The sequence below is a fragment of the Methylomonas aurea genome (genome assembly GCF_024505045.1).
Lineage (GTDB): Bacteria > Pseudomonadota > Gammaproteobacteria > Methylococcales > Methylomonadaceae > Methylomonas > Methylomonas aurea.
This window is the reverse complement of record NZ_JANIBM010000002.1, coordinates 70,770-90,175: the sequence shown is the minus strand read 5'-3', so window position 1 is coordinate 90,175 and position 19,406 is coordinate 70,770. Positions and strand designations below refer to the sequence as shown.

General features: G+C 59.4%; 7 protein-coding genes and 1 riboswitch. All 7 genes read right to left on the bottom strand.

The genetic code is table 11. The annotated features are described in order from the left end of the window. Window positions 1-275: 275 nt before the first annotated feature. Entirely contained in the window at window positions 276-2,660 is a 2,385-nt protein-coding gene (locus NP603_RS02265) for a tetratricopeptide repeat protein (RefSeq protein ID WP_256609303.1), read from the bottom strand. A 289-nt stretch (window positions 2,661-2,949) separates the two neighbouring features. After that, on the bottom strand, window positions 2,950-3,621 hold the full coding sequence (locus NP603_RS02260) for a hypothetical protein (RefSeq protein ID WP_256609302.1): 672 nt from the start codon (window positions 3,619-3,621) through the stop codon (window positions 2,950-2,952). A 13-nt stretch (window positions 3,622-3,634) separates the two neighbouring features. After that, window positions 3,635-5,329, bottom strand: a complete 1,695-nt coding sequence (locus NP603_RS02255) for a putative porin (protein WP_256609301.1) — start codon at window positions 5,327-5,329, stop codon at window positions 3,635-3,637. Window positions 5,330-5,350: 21 nt separating this feature from the next. Beyond that, on the bottom strand, window positions 5,351-6,013 hold the full coding sequence (locus tag NP603_RS02250) for an energy transducer TonB family protein (protein ID WP_256609300.1): 663 nt from the start codon (window positions 6,011-6,013) through the stop codon (window positions 5,351-5,353). 10 nt (window positions 6,014-6,023) lie between these two features. Continuing rightward, window positions 6,024-6,428, bottom strand: a complete 405-nt coding sequence (locus NP603_RS02245) for an ExbD/TolR family protein (RefSeq protein ID WP_054760949.1) — start codon at window positions 6,426-6,428, stop codon at window positions 6,024-6,026. 88 nt (window positions 6,429-6,516) lie between these two features. Continuing rightward, on the bottom strand, window positions 6,517-8,304 hold the full coding sequence (locus NP603_RS02240; RefSeq protein ID WP_256609299.1) for a DUF2341 domain-containing protein: 1,788 nt from the start codon (window positions 8,302-8,304) through the stop codon (window positions 6,517-6,519). Window positions 8,305-8,469: 165 nt separating this feature from the next. Beyond that, window positions 8,470-18,576 (bottom strand): filamentous hemagglutinin family protein, encoded by a 10,107-nt coding sequence (locus NP603_RS02235; protein WP_256609298.1) that lies wholly within the window; start codon window positions 18,574-18,576, stop codon window positions 8,470-8,472. A 39-nt stretch (window positions 18,577-18,615) separates the two neighbouring features. Next, window positions 18,616-18,693, bottom strand: a riboswitch (cyclic di-GMP riboswitch). Between the last annotated feature and the right edge of the window lie 713 nt (window positions 18,694-19,406).

The window sequence follows — 19,406 nt, the reverse complement described above, 5'->3', positions numbered from 1 at the left end:
TGCCTACGGATTCCCGCTGTTGCGGGAATCTTTTTTCCGGGCCCGAGTGGGCAAAACCTTGGCGGCGGCGCCTGGTTATCTGTTTCGAATCGACCAATGCCGCAACATGCCGGCAGCACGTTTTGCGCTATCGGCGCACGCGACACCTCGTCCAACTATTACCTCGCTTCTGCATCGACGTTTCCAAAACCCGACGTAACAGCAATTATTCAACGGGCAAAAAAAAACGCCGCCCCAATGGGACGGCGCTTTTCGGCTCCGGCAAGCGGTTCAGGTTATAACTTGCCGAGCACTTCCTTGGCTTCGGCCAAGCCGTCGAACTCGACTTTTTTGTCCACCGCTTTTTGCAGATACTCGCGGGCTTTGACCGGGTCGTTTTGTTTGTAATAAATCATGCCCATGTGGTAGTTGCTGATCGGCGATTGCGCGTCGCGTTCGATCGCTTTGGTCATGATTTCCTTGGCCTTGTCGTAATTGCCCTGCTTGTAAGCGATCCAGGCCACGGTATCCAGCATGTTCGGGTTGTTGGTTTTCAGCAGCGGTTCGGCCAGTTTCGCCGCCCGTTCCAGATTTTCCGGCGTCGCAGCAAAATCCGACAGGTAGCTGGCGAGATTGTTAACGGCAACGGCCGAATCCGGATGCTGTTTATAAGAGGCTTCGTACAGGGCCAACACTTCCTGGTTCTGGCCTTCGCGGTGGTACAAACGGGCCAGATCGTCGACCAGCTCCATCGCGCCGCCGGTTTTCTCGATACCTTTTTTATAAATATCGATCGCTCCGGCTTTGTTCTTTTGCGCCAGTTCGATCAAGGCCAGGTTGCGGTACGGGCTGTACCAGTCGGGTTTGATCGATTGCGCCTTTTGGTAAGCGGCTTTGGCTTCGGCGAACTTTTGCTCGTTCAGATAGGCGCCGCCGATCAGGTTGTAGGCGACGAAATGGTCCGGCTGTTGTTTGACCACCTGTTGCAACTTGGCCAGGGCCTTGTCCGATTGCTTCAGCACCAAGTAGCTTTTTACCATTTCGGTCAACGGTTCCACCGCATCGGGTTTACGTTCCAGCGCCTTTTGGAAGGCTTCCACGCTTTCCGCCAGCTTGTTTTCCGCTTGGTAGGCCAAACCGGACATGTAAAAACCGGTAGCGTCCTTGTCGTTCAACTCCTGAACCTGCTTGGCCGCGGCTTGGGCCTTGTCCCAATGTTTTTGCGTCACTTCCAGCTTGAACAAGGCTTCCAGACCCTTCAGGCTTTTCGGATTGGCTTTCAGCAAGGTTTCCAACTGCTGTTTGGCTTGCTCGGGCTTGTTGCTTTTCAAGAACAGGCCGACCAAATCCAGTTGCGCGGTTTCGTCGGCCGGGGCCAGCGACACGACTTTTTCCATGTTTTCGCGCGCCAGTTCGTCTTCGTTGTTACGCAGGTGCGCCGCCGCCAGCATTTTCAACACGCCGGTGTTGTTGGGCTGGTCGACCAGCACCGCGCGGAAATCGGCGATTGCGTCCGGAATCCGGTTTTCCGCCAACGCGAACTGGCCGCGCATGGTCAATGCCTCGGCATCGCGCGGATTGTTCTCCAGCACTTCCTTGATCAGGCCTTTGGCTTCGTCGCCGCGTTTGGTCAAGGCATACAGGGCCGCCAGTTTATTGCGGGCGGTGATACCGTTCGGACCCAACTTGTCGCGGTCGACAATCTCTTTCAAAGTGGCTTCGGTCTTATCGAATTCTTTCTTGGCCAGATGGATGTTGGCCAGTTTGAATTTCAATTCGTAGGCATCCGGTTTTTGCTCGATCATCGGCAACAGCTCGGCAATTGCCACTTCCGGACTGCGTTTTTCCATCAGAAAATCGATCAGATAGGTTTTTGCAGTATCGTTGTCCGGCATTTGTGCGACGGCGTTGCGTAAGGTCGCCTCGGCCTTGTCGACTTGCTGGGTACTGATTTGGAACAGCGCCAGGCTGCGGTAATGCTGCAGTTGCTGCGGTTCGATCTTGACGATCTCGGCCAAGGTACTTTCCGCTTCGGCCGCTTGTTTGGATTTGGCATAGAGGCCGGCCAACATGCTGCGCAGCGGCACATTGTCGGCTTTTTTGGCGATGGCCTGTTGCAACATGGCAATGGCCTGGTCGGTTTTATCCAGCCGGGTTTGGATCGACGCCATCATCAACGTGGCCGGCACGTCGTCCGGGCTTTGTTTCAACGCGCGCTCGACCGAGGCGATGGCGCCGTCGTTATTGTTCTTGGCCGATTGCACGCCGGCCAGCAACACCAGCGCCTCGACGTTGTCGGGTTCCTTCGCCAACGCTTCGCCGGCCATTTTCTCGGCATCGTCGACCATCCGGTTCAGCAGCAGCAACTGGCCGACCCGCACCCGCGCCATAACGTGGTTTTCGTTGCTGGCAACGACGGAACTGTACTCCTTGAAGGCCGCTTCGATTTTGCCTTGCTTGCTCAACGCTTCGGCCATTTGGAACCGGCTCTCGGCGTCTTTCGGATCGATTTGCAGAACGTTTTTAAAGGCCAATTGGGCTTTCTCGTAATCGCCCGCTTGAAACAACTGCTTACCCTCTTCCATGTATTTCGCTTTCCGTTCCTCGGCGCCGTTACAGGCTACCAATCCGGTCGTCAAAACAACAATGCCCAGATTCTTTAAAAATTTATGTGTTGTCATGAGTATCTCGATGATTCTTGCGTGTGGTTGTTTCGGACGCGCCGGTCGAAGCTGGCGATTGCAGACCTGCCGCGGCAATCCTGCGCGGGATCTTATAAATCAAGATCTTACATCGACAATGTCGCAGTGCTGCAGGCGACGCGGACATTCGATCAGCGATTCCTTAGCTGCTTTAAAAACGCTGCCTGGCCGATTTTAACTTATTTGCGCGGCCAAACTGGTACCCGCTTCGGGAATTTGGCCGGCAAACAGGTGCGACATGTCGCCGCACCCCCGGCGCCGCGTAGGGCTATTGGACGGGATTGCCGGTTTCGGCGGCGGATTGTTCCGCCAGCTTGCCGGCACGCAATTTATCTTCGTATTCCTGGACGAGGTTTTCCATTTCCACGCTATTGAACTGCAACAGCGCTTCCTGCTCCAGCAAACCGGACAGCGCGCCCTTGTTCTGGTAGCGCTGCAGCAAGTCCTTTCCGGCTTCATACAGCTTCAGGTTATGGTCGCCGCAAACGCTTAGCTGTTGCTCGGTGGCTTGCTGTTTGCTTTTCAACGCCGCCAGTTGCCCGGCCAAATCGGTTTTGGCCTGATTGGCCTCCCGGTTTTTTTCGAAGGCTTCCTGCAAGCGGGCGTTGGATTTTTCCAGACGTTCGCGCACTTCGCCGGCGGCGTTGCGCTGGGCCGACAATTCGCTGCCGAGTTGTTCCTTGGCCGCGACGGCGGCGGCATGGTCTTTCTTCAGTTGTTCGAACTGCTTGAGCTGCTCGTTCAGTTTGGCGGTTTCGGCCTTGGCCGCGTCGCGCTCGGCGGTCAGACTTTTCACCATGCCCTGCAACTTCAATACCGCGCCGCTGTCCTTGCCGGCCTCGCGCGGCGCCGCCGAAACCGCCGCCGAAACCGCCGCCGAAACCGCCAGGGCCAGCAACAATCCTGCCGGTATACGTCCGGCAATGTGGTGCCGTTTCATGTCGCCTCCTCGCCTAGAACTGGGTGTTGATATCCATTTGCAAAACGTCGACGCCCCAGGTCGGGCCGCTGATCATATCGGCCGTCAGCCAGCGTCCGGTCAACCAGACGTTTTTCATCAAACCGTAGTTGCCGCCGATGAACCAGCCTTTAAAGTTGGTGCCGCCCAAATGAAAGTCGGAATCGGTAAACGCATCCAGCACCGCGTCGCGGCCGACGTATTTATAGGCGGCGAATACGTTCCAGTGGCCGGCCACTTCGGCTTTGGGCCAACCGAAATCGGCGCGGAACTGCCAGGCCGTGGTCTTGGCTTCAACCGGGGAGCCGTACAAGCGGCTGACTTCCTGTGCGTCGAAGCCGATGTTCTTGGCGTAATCGCCGCTGAAGCGCAGATGGTACGGAGCGAACAAGGCCATATCGTACGAGGCATTGATATTGACGATGTTGAAATCCGACGCCAACCCGACCATGGCCGGCAACGTGCCGGGCGCCAGCCGGGTACCTTCCTTGCAGATAGTCGCCAAAGTATTGCCGCCCTGCATGAATTCCGGCCGCGAGGCGGTATTGGCCCGATTGTTGGTTTCGCAGGTGCCGGATGCGGTGGTATTTTGCTTGGCCTGCAGGTTGACGTAATCGTAATAGGCCACACCCAACTTCAAATTATCCTGATTGGTGAAGGCCCAATCCATGCCGGCCTGGCCGCCGATCAGCCACTTGTCGCTGCTGAAACTGCTTTCCTGTAACGGAAACGCGCCGACCGTCAGATAAGCCTGGTGGCTCTGGTCTCCCGCATCCATCAATCTGCCGGAATCGCCCAAGTGGTGGCGCCATGTCGCCGCGAAACCCTCGAACGACAAATCGACATCCCACAGCAACTCGCTACCGCCGGTGAATTCGCCGCCGCCGGTATACCATGGACTCTTGATCCGGCCGCCGCTTAGCGTCAGCCATTTGAATTTGTTGTCGTCGATCGCATCGTATTGCAGATAGGCGCGGTCGACCGTGAAATCGTAACGGTTGCCGTAGTTGGCCAGATCCTGGTTGGTCGATACCGGATCGCGCTGGTTGCCGGTCGCCAGCCTGACGCCGGCTTTCAAGTTGTCGGTGACGTTGGCATCGATGCCGATCCGCAACCTTTCCCGGAAACGCTGGCGGTCTTCTGTGGTGTTGTAAAACGCATCCAGACCGGCATTGGTCACGCCGCCGGCATTGTTGATGGCCTGGTAATCCAGATAGGAGTTAGGAATATTGTCCGGCGCCTGGTAATCGTGCTGCGAGCGCAAGCGCAAATCGCCGGACAATTTGAACTTGCGGGTCCATTCCGGCAACGCATTCGGCAAGCCCCATTGTTCGTTCTTGGCTTTTTGCATCACGTCGCCGACCACTTCTTCGCGCAGTTCGCTGCGCACTTGCTGGCGAATTTCGTCCTTGACGAAATCCGGCACGTAAGCCACCCGCACTTCATCGGCCGGCACGGTCTCCTTCTCGCCGGCGGCTTTGGCGGCGGCGGCCTGCTGGCCGGCCTCGACTTCGGCCTGCTTGATCATTTCGTTGGCCGCCTTGTCGGTCAAAATGCCCTGCTTCACCAATTGCTTGATCAAATTGGTGGTGGTGTTGCGCAGCTTCAGCAATTCTTCCTTCTCGCCGGCCTGGACGCTGCCGATCACCCCCGACAGCGCCAAGGCCATCAGCCGTGTTTTGTTCGCCATTGTTTTGTTCTACCTATGGTTTTAAATTCTCGATGAAATCTTCAATTTGACCGGTTGCTGCATGCCGGGCGGCGGCGGTTCCGCGACCCGGTCGAACTTGTTCAGCAAACGGCTCAACAGTTCGTCGATTTCGGCGTCGTTGCTGCCCTTGGCCAATTCGATCCGCTCCACGGCGCCGTCGGCCTTCAACCAGACCTTGACGATGGCGGTATAGCCCTTGCGCCGCAGTTCCTCGTGGTTGCCCAGCAGATTGGCAATGCCATTCTTGATCAGGCCGCCATACCAAGCGTAAGGATTGCCGCTGCCGCCGCCGAACAGGCCGGTACCGCCCTTGCGCGCCGCCAAGCCGAAACCGTCGGAACCGGCCGCGCCTTCGGCGTCCAGCCCCAAATCGCGCGGCGGCGCCTGTTCCGGCTCGGGTTCCGGTTCAGGCTCGGGTTCCGGCTCCGGTTCCTTGATTTTTTCCTTGATTTCCGGCTCGGGCGGCTTCTCCACTTTCGGCGGCGGCGGAGGTGGCGGCGGCGGTTTCAGCAACGTGATCGGCTGGATTTTCTTTTCGGTTTTCGTCGGCTTTTTATCGATAAAATCCATTATGATTTTGACGATGTAAAAAATCGCCAAACCGGCCAAGAGCGCGCCGACGATGCGCGGGATGTACACCCGGAAATGTTTGGGTCTGGACATGGCACTTGCTTTACTTGACCAGATTTTGCGTCACCAAACCGACCTGGGTGATTTCCAATCGGCCCAGCAAGGCCAGAATGTCGACCACGCTCTGGTATTGCACCGTGGCATCGCCCTTGACCACCACCGGCAATTCCGGATTCGCCGCCTTGTATTGCAGCAGGGTCGATTCCAGCTGCTCCATCGTCACCGGAAACGTATCCAGAAAAATGGTGCCGTCGGCAGTGACGGTGATGGCCTTGGTTTGCGGTTTGGACAAACTCGGCGTGTTGCTGGCCTTGGGCAGATTGACCTGGACGCCCTGCACCGCGGCAGTGGTCATCAGGATGAACACCACCAATAACACGTAAGCCAGGTCCAGCATCGGCGTGACGTTGATTTCGTCGTATGCGGCGTTTTCTTCTTGAACTTTCATTGAATATTCTCGTGATTGCGTAGCTTGCGCGGCACTTACCGGCAGATGTCCGCCAGGTAGGCGCTGCGTATGCTACGAATTGGCGGTATCAGCTATGCTGTTCGGCGAGTTTGGCGATGAATTCGTCGACGAACACCTGCATGTCGGCGGTGACCATTTTGATTTGGCTGCCCAAGTAGTTGTAGCCGAACAGCGCCGGAATCGCGACGCCGAGACCGGCGACGGTAGCAGCCAACGCCGCGGCGATACCGGGCGCAATCGCGTTGACGTTGACCTCGCCGCTGGCGGCAATCGCGGCGAAGGTGATCATGACCCCGACCACGGTACCCAGCAGCCCGAGGAAAGGTCCGCCGGAAATGGCGATGGTCAATAGCACCATTTGCGAATTCAACTTTTGCAGTTCCCGCACCAACACGCCGTCCATCGACGCCTTCACCGCATTCAAGGCTTGCGCAGACAAGGCTTGGTCGTGGGCGTCAGCGCCGACGCCCTTGGCCAGACGTTTATTCATTTCCTGGACGCCGATATGGTAGATGCGGTAGATCGACGAACCGGCGAACTCGGCGTGGTTTCCGGTCAGCGATAACAACAGCGGCGATTCGTCGTAATCCTCCTGACCTTCTTCGTCCTGATGGTCCAGATTGGCGATATTGCTGACGCCCAAGCGGCTGAAGGCTTCCTCGAATTTGCGGTTCTCGCGCCGGGTCCGATTCAGTACGATAGCCTTGCTGACCATCACCAGGGTACTGATGGCGAACATCACCGCCAGAATGCCGATGATGACCCAACCGTCCACCGTGACGTTGTCCAGCGTCGCCATCAGATAAGATTCGCCGCCCTCTTCGCTGTCCGGCGTGCTGTCCTCGCCGTAGTTCAACAACGCCGAAGACTGGCCCTGCATCAGCGCGGCGAATTGCAAATAATTTTGGTCGCGGGTGACCTTGGCGATACCGAATTCGTCGATCGCGCCGGCAAAGCCGCGGGAACCGTCCACCGCCGCGCCGATGCTGCTGTCGCCGAGTAGAGTTGGCACGCTGGCCGGCAACACGCCCATCGGCTTGCCGTCGACGAACAAAGTAAAACCTTCCTTGCTGGCGCTAACCGCCAGGAATTGCCAGGTCGCCAGATTCAGATCGTTCGGGCTGACCAATTCCTTACGGTTAACGTCCAATACCGGCGTCTGGCCTCTAACGGACAGCGTCAGGCCGTCGCGCTGAAAGATCACGCCATCGGTTTGAGCTTGGTCGATCTTGACCCAGGCCGACACGGTCCAACCGAACTCGACCGCCATTGGCAAGGCCGGGGTCGCGGCGATCTTCACCGCCTGGCTGCCGTTAAACGCACCGGCGTCACCGACGGCACCGCCTTCGATTCGGGTCGAGGTCGCAGCGGCCGGCTGGTTGGCGTAAGCCGTGGCGTCTTTGACCGCATCGGCGTCGAAGTGGTAAGCCACGGCCTGGGCCACGTCGAAAATGCCGGCGCCGTCCTGGGCGTCGACCGCCTTCGGGTTACCGTAATACATCCAGAACATCGCCTCGTCGGCCGAGGCGATATCTTTGGGCAGCTTGACCCAGATCAGGGCCATCTCGTTGAGTGTATCGATTTTCTCGATGAAGTACTTCAACGGCGTCTTGTCGTCGGCCGCCAAAAACCGCAAATCCTTGCCGTTCTCGGCCAGATCGGCAAAGAAACCGAAATTGCCGGTATGCAGCCGCACCGGCACCAAGCCTTCGGCCACCGGCTTGACGCCGCTTTGCTGCAACTGCTGCGCGTCGATCGTGATTTTCTTGCGATAACCCCAGTCGTCGTTCCACCAGGCTTGCGCCAATCCGGGCATCAACGACAGGGCCAACATTAACAGGGCAATCCGCTTCATTTTCTCTCTCAAAACAAGGTACTTAGCGAATTATCCCGACTTTTCTTTACATTTTTATGACATTTTCCTGAAATTTACCGACAGATCCAATTGCGGCCCGGACTCCCCTGGTTGCCACGGGGGACCGCTCGAACCAGTCAAACCAGCCAATTTCGCCGGCTTCGGCTAGTCGCCGAAGCCCAACAGTTCGACGCTGAGCATGCCCAAAATCGCCTTGGCGATGGAGTTGCCGTTGTCCTTGCCGACGCTGTTGTTGACCGAGCTTTCCGCCATCTGGCTGACGCCGGCGTTCAGGTTGCTGGTTCCGGTCAAACCGGCGGCGACGCTGCCGGTGGCCGCGACCGGGACGCCGGTGCCGACGCCGCTGACCTGAATGTTTTGCGCACCGAGTACCGCCGTCGCGGCGATGAACACGTTCTTGCCGCCGATACCGGCTTCGCCGGCGTCGACCACGCCCTTGGGCGCGAACAGGAACACGTCGCCCGGTGTCCGGCCGGCCGAGTTGGCCGCGGTACGGATACCGCTGCCGGAAATGATCGCCGGCGGCTCGCTGGTCAAATTGCCGTTCTTGTCGTAGGTCGGCTCGACCGGCGGAATCGAAAGCGCGGTTTTGGCACCGCGGCCGGCATCGATGTTGCCTTCGGACGACCAGACCAGAATATCGCCGCCATCCAATACGAAAGCCCGTGAGGTATTGACCGAAAAGTCGTCGCGGACCATGACGTTGATATCGCCCTCGCGCCAGGCCACGATACCCAGCTCGGATTCGTCTTTCTCCCCGGCAAACGACACCGCCAGACCGACGTTGACTTGGCCGCCCGGAGCCAGAATGTTGATATTGCCGTTGTCCAGCGTATGGATTTTGCTGAAGAACATGCTCAAATCGCCCTGCCAGCTGCTGCCGGCAAACAAGCTGTCGATCGCAGCGAAGCCGCGCTGGTTGCCGAGGTCGCTGCTACCCGCCGCTGCCGTGCCGGACGCTTTGATTTCATCGAACAGCACCGGCAACAGCGCAGCGTTCAATTGCGGTTGGATCTCGACGAAATCGCGGCTGTTCAACTCGGCGAAGGCGGCCAACGCGGCGGCGCGATCCAGCGTATCGTCCTGCAAACGCTGGCGCATGAAGGCCAAAATCACGCCGCTGGCTTTATCGAATTCGGCCGCGTACTGCGGATTGTCCAGCATGATCTTTTCGATGAAACCGGCATAGTCCAGTTCGCCGTTGGCGCCGGTCAGGAGATGCAAATTGGCGCCGCGATCGGCCAGACTGGTGTTGAACAGATTGCCGGTGGTCGAGACCCCGACCGAGGCACCCAAATCGATGTTACGGCCGGCTTTGATCAAGACATCGCCGCCGCCGGCCACTTCGATCTTGTTCTCGTTGGGAGTGAGGATGCCGGTATTCGGGCTGCGCAACGAACTGTAACGGATATCGCGGGCCGCTTCGATCAACGATACGCTATCGGCAGCGACGTGCTGCGCCGCCAGCGAAACGTCCACCAAGTCCTTGCCGGAACTCAGCAACACGTGTTTCGGCAACGTGAAAATGATGTTCTCGATATTGCCGAGCCCGGATACCAGACGCACCGGTTGCGAGTCGCCGGCGTGCACCGGTTCGGTGGCGTGCGATTCGGCGATGTTGGCGCCGATAGTGGCCATCACGTCCTCGTCCTTTTTCACCGGCAACACCGCCGTCGGCAACAAGCTGACGTCGAAATCGGACATGAACAATTGCGTTCCCTGCTCCGCCGTGATGCTGTCGCCGGCTAACAGCGCCAGTTGCGCGGCCGGCGCCGGGAACAGCACGATCTTGTCGGCAATGCGCACGCTACCGGTCACCGCTACGGCGGTCAAGGTTGCCGGGTAGATTCGGGCCAGCTCGGCTTGGGCGCTGCTGACGATGGAATCCGGCGGGCCGAACACGTTGCCGTCGGCATGCAATACCACATCGCCGGCCAGCGACTCGACGTTGACGCCGCTATCGGCGCCGTAACTGAAAAAGTTGACGTCGCCGCTATGCAAAATCATCGGGTCGGATACGCCGGACAAATCCACGCCGGCGCGGGCGCTGACATCGATCCGGGTATCGCCGACCAACAATTTCGGACCGCTGGCGGAAGAGTCCGCCGCGCCGATTTTGCCGCCGGCGGCGATAGCGCCGCTGCCTTTGCCCAGGTAATAGTTACCGCCGACGATGTCGGCGCCGGCATTGACCTGCAGCGTGCCGCCGCCGTTGACCTGAACCTGATTGGTATAGAACCGGTTCGGATTGGTGTTGTCGGTAGGGTTCGGCGTCCCGACCTGCTTACCGGTGGTCGGCATCATCACGTCCAGATTGCTGATCGAACCGCCGGCAACCACATTAACGTTACCGCCGCCGAACGAGCCGACGTTTTGCTGGAAGAACGGCGCACTGGCCTTGGCCGGATTGTTGCCGCCGCCGGTCGTGATGTAGCCCAAGGCCACGCCCCAGGCCGTGGGAATTTCCTTGGCATGGCTGCCGTCCGCGGTCCAGTTGCCGATCCGCAGCAGCCAGTTATTGAAGTTGTTGTCGGTTACCGCACCGTTGATGTTACCGCCGGCCGTCAGGGTCAGGTCGCCGCCGTCCACCGGATACTCGGTATAAAACGCGGTGCCGACGAAACGGTCTTTAAAGTTGCCGAACGGGCTGGCTTCGGTCGGTCGGCCGGCGTTGTAAACCGAAGCCGAACCGGCGGCGAAATTGATGTCGCCGGCTGCGCCGATCCACATGTCGCCGCTGCCGGTGCGAATCACGGTATTTTCGGCAATATGCAAACTAGCGCTGTCGGCGACGGCATTGAAATCGGCGCTACCGCCGGCCGCGCCGGCCACGATGTTGTAGGACCAGGACGAGCCGCCCTGCAATTTATCGACGATCCGCGCGGTATTGGTGCCGGTCCCGGTCGCGGCCGGGTAACGGAACAGTTCGGTTTTGAAGCCGTCGCTCAGCGACTGGTTAACGCTGAAATCGCCGCTGGCCTTGATCACCAACCGGCCCGGCGTGTCGTTCCAGACGTTACCGTCGGTAAGGTTACCGTAGCGCCAATCGGCCAAATCCCATTGGTCCTGCAAAGCCAGATTGCCGTCGTAATCGATTTCGACGCCGGCCAACAACTGCAGGCCGGGCGCCAACGCCGCGACCTTTTGCATGGTCTGCGCCGTCATGTAGTCCGCCGTATCCTGCTTGATCTGTTCGATGTCGGCGGCGTTGATTTCGCCGTCGTCGCCCAGCTGCGAATTGCCGTAGACCTGGACGCCCTCGGCGTAAAACTTGGTATATCCGGCCACCGTGCCGGCCACCGGTTGCATATCGATACCGTCGGCGGTGCGTCTGGCGCGTAACGCCACTTTGCCGCCCGCCGCGCCGTTGCCGGAGACGTCGACGTTCGCGCCGGACCGGATAGCGATTCCGGCCGCACCGTCGTTATCCGAATCGGTCGCGGACAACAATACCTTGCCGCCCTTGGCGCCCTCGCCCATACCGACCGCCGACAGCGCAGCGCCGCCTTGCAGCGTGATGCCGTCACCGGCGTAAATATTGATCTCGCCGCCGTTGTCGGCCGCATCGGCATCGATGGCGCCGGCCAGGCTGACACTGCCGTTATCGCTGGCCAGAGTAACCTTACGCGCGGCGATCACGTTGCCGGCCCGTTGTTCGATATCGGCGTTGTGCACCCGGAAATAAATCGAGCGGTCGATACCGGCGTTGTTGACGATGGCCATCAGCGTATCGAAATCGGCGCCGGCGTCGAAACGGTCTACTTCTATCGTTGTAGTTCCGCCGTTGGCGCGGATTTGGCCTTGCAATACCAAGGACTGGTTCGGCGCTCGTAACACGATGTCGCCGCCCTGGGCGTTGCCGCCGCCACTGTCGGCATCGATTACCGCGCCCTGTTGCACGACCACCCGCTGCTGGTCGGCAATAGCTTTGAAACTACCGCCGGCAGTGTATTTATTCTGATCCGCGAAACGCACGCTACGGCCGGCCAGATCGATATCGGCTTCGGCGCCAATGACCACGTCACCGGTCAAGGCCTGCAATTCCAGCGCCCCGGACGCCAGTACCGCTTTGGCGTTGAAATCTATGCTATCGGCGACGGCACTAATCGCGCCGCCCAGGCCGCTGGCGACCTTAGCGTCGCTAGCCAGGGCCGCGAACACCGCGTCGTGGCCGGTCGCATCGAGCTTGGTCCGGCTGCCGCCGTCGGCGGCCAGCATGCCGACAGCCAGATTCAAGTCGGCAGCGACTTGCAACGTGCCTTGACCGGCCGCTCTGAATTCCTTGGCCGCGTTGGCGTCGACGCGGGAAAAACCGTCGATGGCAAAGGTACCGTCGCCGACTTTCAGGCTGTCGGCGGATAAAGCCAAAACGCCGCTGCCGCTACCGCTGCGCGAACTTTGCGCGCCGGCGCTGTTTTGCAGCGTCAGACTATCGGCAGACAATTGGGCGAGGTCGCCGCCGGCGCCGTATCCGGAAATACCGGCCGCGTTCAAGGTCAAACTGCCGAAATGGATGGCGCGGGTGGCGCCGTTTTGATCGAGCTCGGCCGAGCCGTCGACCTTGACCCGATGCAAGTTGCCGTAGACGCCGACGCTATCGCGTGCGGTCAGCACCAACTCGTCGACCGCCAACGCCGACAATTTGCGGTTGGACCAGTTCAGCGCGTTGCTGCCGCTCAAGCCATCGACTTCGCCGAGGTTGATGGTGTTGGCGGTCAGATTCAACGAACCGCCGTCCATTTCCAGTTCGCCCAGCAATTGGGTGGAGCGGGTCGCGCCCAACAACATCGATTTGGCCGATTTCAGCGTGGCGCCGGCCGCGACCCGCAGTTCGCCGCCGGCGGCGTCGGCCGAGGTTTCGCTGCGGTTGAATACTACTTGCTTGTCGCCGGACACGCGCAGAATCGCGCCGTCGCCGGCAATGTTCAACACGCTGTCGCCGCTGTTGGCAGCTCTGTCGGCCGCCAGCACGGCGCCGGCGCGCACATCGATCAACCCGGTCGCGGTGGCCATGATTTCCGGTCCGCTCAACGCCACGTTCTCGCTGAATACCACCTCGCTGGCGGTAACCTGGATATCGGTTTCGCCGGCTTTGCTTTGGTTACGGCTGCGGGCACCGCCCAGCAACAGGCTGTCCACGTTCAGAGCGCTCAGATCGCTATCCAGGATCTCCAGCACGCCGGCCGCAGGCGCCTGGCTGAGTTGCTCGACCACGCTGATGCGGTTGGCGGCGATATCCATCTTCGCCCCTCTGCCGCCGTTGGCCGCTTCGACCAGAAACTTGCCGTCCATGACCAACTGGTTCTGCGCGACCAACGAAATCTGGCCGCTGTCCATGGGCAACAGCGGCACGGCCTGTTCGTTCTTGAGCGCCCGCTCCCGGTAAAAATCGTTGGCGGTGTGAATGTCGTAGCTGGAGCGCATCCGCACGTCGGCGCCGGTTTCGATCAAGTAACCGTTGCTGCGGGCGTCGCGGATCCCGGTACCGGCCTGCACCAGATAACCCGGCACGATGGCCCGGCCGTCTATCGTGGCCTGGCTGGCGGGTAAATCCTGGGTCCCGGCCTGCGGCGTAATCAGATAAGCCCCAGGCAACAACGCATAGCGGGCCGGCAAAATCACGTACTCGCCGGCCGCCAGGCCGGAGCCGCCGTCCAGGTAAATCTTGCTGCCGAAGGCGTAGGGCAAATACTGGCTTTCGTAATGGTCGAACGGCGCCAGCTCGGAACCCAGACCGGGTAATACCGCGAAGCCCCCTTGGTAAGACGGGCTGCCCGGTTGCAAATAATCGTAAGAACCGCCGGCTCCGGGTTGGAACTCGTAGGACAACAAATCGCCGCCGCCGGCCACGTCGACCGTGCTACCGGTTTTGATATCGATGTCCGGCGCCGACAGTACCAAGCGTTTTTCCGGCGCGGTATCGAACACCAGTTTGCGGCCGGCGTCGTCCAACGGATAGAGCCAATCCAGGCCGCCCTGAGTCACGCCGAACGGAATCGTCAAATCGGCGCCGGCCACCCAGGTTTGGCTGGCCGGGTCGAATTTCATGTTGCGAGCCGAAACCGAGGTCAGGCTGGTTTGCTCGAGCGTCAATTCGCGGCCGGCTTTCAGGGTTATCGTGCCCATCGGCGCCTTGATCGCGCCGGCTTGGCGAATCACCGGCGCATCGAAGGTCAATTGGCCGGCTGCCGACAATGGCGTGTTATCGGTGTCGGTATTGTTACCGGTGATGACGATCTTGCCGTCGGCATTGTTTTTGACCGCGAAGGTGAAATTGCTCAATGTGGTCGGATAAATCTGGCTGGCTTGCAGATGTAAATCCGCCGCCGTCACCAAGCCGCCGATGAAGTCGCGCTGGTCGCCGGATTCGCGGATGCCGACCGCGCGCAAGTCGTGTTGGCTGTTCAAGGCAATCCGTTCGAAGCCGTTCCATTGCGTGGCGCCGTTGAGCTGTATCCATTGCGCATTGCCGCTAAACCGGCCGCTACCGCTATCGGCGCTATCGGCCAGCGTCCGGTTCAGCGACGAGCCGATTTGCAGGAATACCGTATGCAATTCGACGTCGGCGGCCTGGCCGTCGATGTCCGCCGCGTTGATTTTGGCGGCGTCGATTTTGATCCGCTCGCCGGCGTGCAGATCGACGGCGCCGCTGAACACGACCTGGTCCGCAGTCAGGCTCAAATCGCTGAAACCGCCGGCGGCGAAGCGGTCGATGCTGAGCGACATTTTGCCGTTCAATTCCAGCGGGAAGCGTTCGCCGTAGACAGGATCCTGATTCGACCAGCGCCGGGAAGACTGCGTCACGTTGATGACCAACGGATTGCTCGGAAACGGGATTTCCGGCTGCGACGGCGGGTTGCGGCGGAACCGGTCCAGCGCCAGCTCCAACTTGCCGGCGTGCGCCAACGGCGAACCAGCGTTGGCGCGGAAATCGGCTTCCAGTACCGCCCCCTCGGCGGCGGTAACCTTGACCTTGCCGGCATTCGATGCGATCCGCTGCCGGACGAAATTATTCGCCAAGGGATTGCCTTTTTGCTGGATGTCCAGTTCGGCACTGGTGCCGGAAACGTCGATCAAAGAGCCGTTTTCCAGAACTACCGCACCGCGCAATGCGTCGAACACGACTTCGCCGCCGTCCAATACCACACCGGTACGGCGGCCGAATACGTCGGCCGGATTCAAGCGGGTGGTGCCTTGCGCCAGCAATTTGGCGTGCGAGCCCAACCAGATCACCTGTTTGTCGTCGTATTCCTGGTCGTTGACCGAGGTCGCGGTCAGATTGATTTTGCCGCCCTCGCTTTGCACAGTGCCGTCGACGTAAATGCTGCCGGCAGAACTGACCAGACTGACGGTCGAACCTTTATCGGCGCGGATCGCGCTGCCGGTTTCCAGTGCCACTTCGGTGAAACCTTGCAGTTTGACCGCCATCGGCTGGCGCAAATGTTCCGGTAACTCGACGACTTGGCTGAAATCGCGCAATGCGGAACCGGTGGCACGGTTCAGGTAATCGCCGGCCAAAACCAGATTCCTGGCGCGCAAGTTCAGATCGGTCGAAGATTTGACGGTAACACCGGCCGTGTTGGCAACCAGATTGACGGTATTGAAAGCGGCGAAACGGGAGGCGTCGAAACCGCCTGCACCGACCACAAAAGCTTGATTGGCTTCGCCGGCCGCGGGCGTACCGACCACGATTTTGCCGCTCTCCAGTGTCAGACTGCCGTTGCGTTCCAAGCCGTAGGCCGAAACTTCGCCGGCTACGCGCAATACCGGATAGCTCAGGCCGCTGGCCGTGGCGGCCAAGGTAATATCGCCGCCCTTGCCGGCTTCGAGCTCGCCGTTCAACGCCAGCCAGGCGCCGCCGTCGGCCCGAATCCGGGAACCGGCCGCGACCGTCAGATCGCCTTCCGACTTAAGCGTGACTTGGCCGCCGTCCAGTGCCAACGCGTCGGTCGGCGCCGCATCGAAACCTTTTTGCAAATCGTTGACCCACAATCCGGAGACGTCCAGATCGGCGCTGCCGGCTAACGATAAGCCGCCCGAACCGGGCAATTTGGCATTGTTGGCCGCCGCCAAGGTAATACTGCCGCCGGCCGCTTTGAAATCGCCGGCGAAATTAACCGTACCGGCATCCAGACTCAGGCTGCCGGTGGGCCGCATCGCGATACTGACGTCCGCACCGACCGTGGCACTGCCCAATGTTTTTACCGAAACTTTGCCGACGCCGGATTGTTGCAGTTTGGCGGTGGAGATCAGCAAATCGGCCGGCCGGCCGTCGCCTTTCAATGGAAAATCCTGGCCGGACGCGATATGGACGGTACCGGGAGCGGTTTGGAACTTGACATCCTGCGCCGACAAAAACAGCGCCAAATCGATGTTGAATTCGCCGGCGCCGGGCAGTTTCGCCAAATCGCGCTGGTAGATGCCGGCCTGCGAGCCGGCCGTCAGATCGCCGTTCCAGGCCAGTTGCGCCGTCTGCAGGTTCAGGCTGCCGGCGTTCTTGCCCTCGCTGTAGCCGCGTTCGAACTGAGCGAAAGAGCCGGCTCCCAACAAGTTATAGGTCTTTTCGATACCCCATTTTTTGTGGGTCTGGTTAACCACGCCCAATACCGCGATGTAATGGTCGTTCGGGTCGGCGTCGCCGATATCGACGATCTGGCCGTACTGGTTCATCAATTTGGTGGTGTTGACGTAACCGTCGGCATAGTTGACCGAACCGCCGGAAATATCGAACGTCGCGTTACCGTTCACGGCAATGTCGCCGCCCGAGGTCAGGGTGATGCTGCCGCCTTCGGCCAGCCGTTCCTGGATACTGCGGCTGATGCGGTCCTTGGCGCCGGCGGTGTCGATGATTTGGCTATCGCCGCGCAAATCGACATACACGGTTTGCCCTTTCAACACGCCGGACTTCTGCAGCGGCGCATCGCGCAAATCGAAACTTTGCACCGAAACCTCGCCGACGTTGCGCTCCATCGCCACCGCGACGTTTTTATAGCCGGAAACGTCGATAGCCGCGCCGCTGTCGATGCGGATGCTGCCCTTGGTGCCGAGATTGGGTTTGGCCAGATTGTCGGTCGCAGTCAGGTTAACCTTGCCGCCGGGGACTTTGACGTTGGCGCCGCCCTCGACCACGATGGTATTGGCAGTCGCGGCCAGATAGGAATCGGGTTGCACCTGGCCGTCGGCGGCGCTGCCGCCTTCTGCGTCAGCCAGAATTTCGGTGCTGCTGTTGGCGCCGAACGTCGCAGTCGCCTTGGTCCCCAAACCGTCGCCGGCATCGCTGCTGCGGTCGGTGCGGGTTGCCACCAGACGCGAACCCAGTACGCCGCTCTGTTCGGCGGCTTGCAAGCGGATCGAACCGTTGACGTTGACCGAAGTGGTGGCACTGACCCGGCCTTGCTGGTTGACGACGAAGCCGGCCATCGTCACGTTGCCCTGGCGCACGCCGATATTACCGGTCGTGGCGTTGGTGACCTTGCCGCCAGTATCCACTTCCACGACCAGGCCGGCGAACGGATCGTCCTTGTTCGCGGTTTGCAGATAGACTTTGTCCTGGCTGGCGGCCAGGATGATTTGGCCCTGCTTGCCGCTGGTCAACGTACCGCGGTTTTCGATTTCCGGTGCGACGATGATGATCCGGCCGTTGTTATCGGTGGAAATCTTGGCGCCGGCCTCGATCAGAATTTTCGCGGTTTTCGGGTCGAGCGTATCGCCCGGCGCCATCGGCTCGATCGCCAGCGCGGCACTGTTGTTTTCGTCGAATACTCGGGTGATGCCGCGGTTGAAGATCTCATCGCTGATGTTCAACGTGGTCGCGACCACGGTGTTGGTGTTGATCACCGCATCCTTACCGAACACGAAACCGTTTTTGTTGTACAGGTAAATCTGGCCGTTGGCAATGATCTGGCCGAAGATCCGGCTTGGGTCGTGCTGGTTGATCCGATTCAGCGCAATCGATTGGCTGTTGGGCTGCACGAACTGCACAGTGTTCTCCCGGCCGACGTTGAACTGGTCCCAGTTCAGAATCGCTTTGTCGGTGGTCTGGTCGATACGCAGGGTATTGCCGATCACCTGGCTGGTCGCCGCGCCGCTGGTAACCCAGGCCGCCGCCGGAATCGGCAATTCGGCCCGGACCGGCTGGGCGCCGCCCACCAGCATGCCGCCGGCCAGCGCCAGGCGGACGCAGGCCACCAAAGGATTGAGTCGGAACGGTTCGCAGGATGTCTGCCGTGGAAATGCCGCGGATTTGGCCATGTCTCGGATGCCTCGATCGGTTAAGTTCACCAGCGTACTGGCGGCAACCCGGCTGTCTCGGCAACGAGACCCGCGGCTTTCCGTCCCCGCTTCGCAACGGGTTTGGCATTTACAATAAAATCTAAAAAACCTGCCTGAAACTTGTTGGTTCGGTTTTGTTTGCGACGTCGTGCCGGCGCCGGATTCGCGAACGGCGTTGCGCCTAGCGCCGATTTTTCGGGCCGGCAAAATGTTTTCCGCAAAAGCTTGGTTTTGGCGTACTAGCCATCCCAAACCAAGTTTTATTAACTCAATATTACGAGCCAGCCCGAACTGAATCCTACCAACCCGATAATTCGGATTGTCTGCAGGAAACTTCTAACATTAAAACTCCCATCCGGCGTATCCCGATTTAAACTTTGGCGTATCGAGATAATTTATTAACACCCCCTCACACCAATGTCGTTAGGTAAAGGCTTAACCGTTCGCCCTGAGCGTATCGAAGGGTGAATGGTTATACCCAAGAGCCGATCAGGGCTCGACATGCTCACCACGAACGGCTTAATTTAGCGCCATTGCCGGTACCGCAACGTCCGCCGGATAAAGCTTCCAACTTTGAAAAAAGGTGACACAGGCGGATTTATTCAACACCCGATCTAAACCCTATTTTCCAAATAATGGCGCCGTTAACGCCAAAACCAAATTCAACCTTACCAACCCTATAAATAGCCGTCTAAGCAAATACGGTAACTCGAAAATATCACGCCGCTATAGTTTAAATACTCAGTACGATTTAATAACTGTACCAAGGTATTAAATAACAATTATGTCAACATTATGACAGCCACCAA

Coding starts and splice junctions, on each gene's coding strand:
- NP603_RS02245 (WP_054760949.1), bottom strand. CDS start 6,428: ATGAAAGTTCAAGAAGAAAACGCCGCATACGACGAAATCAACGTCACG.
- NP603_RS02265 (WP_256609303.1), bottom strand. CDS start 2,660: ATGACAACACATAAATTTTTAAAGAATCTGGGCATTGTTGTTTTGACG.
- NP603_RS02235 (WP_256609298.1), bottom strand. CDS start 18,576: ATGGCCAAATCCGCGGCATTTCCACGGCAGACATCCTGCGAACCGTTC.
- NP603_RS02260 (WP_256609302.1), bottom strand. CDS start 3,621: ATGAAACGGCACCACATTGCCGGACGTATACCGGCAGGATTGTTGCTG.
- NP603_RS02255 (WP_256609301.1), bottom strand. CDS start 5,329: ATGGCGAACAAAACACGGCTGATGGCCTTGGCGCTGTCGGGGGTGATC.
- NP603_RS02240 (WP_256609299.1), bottom strand. CDS start 8,304: ATGAAGCGGATTGCCCTGTTAATGTTGGCCCTGTCGTTGATGCCCGGA.
- NP603_RS02250 (WP_256609300.1), bottom strand. CDS start 6,013: ATGTCCAGACCCAAACATTTCCGGGTGTACATCCCGCGCATCGTCGGC.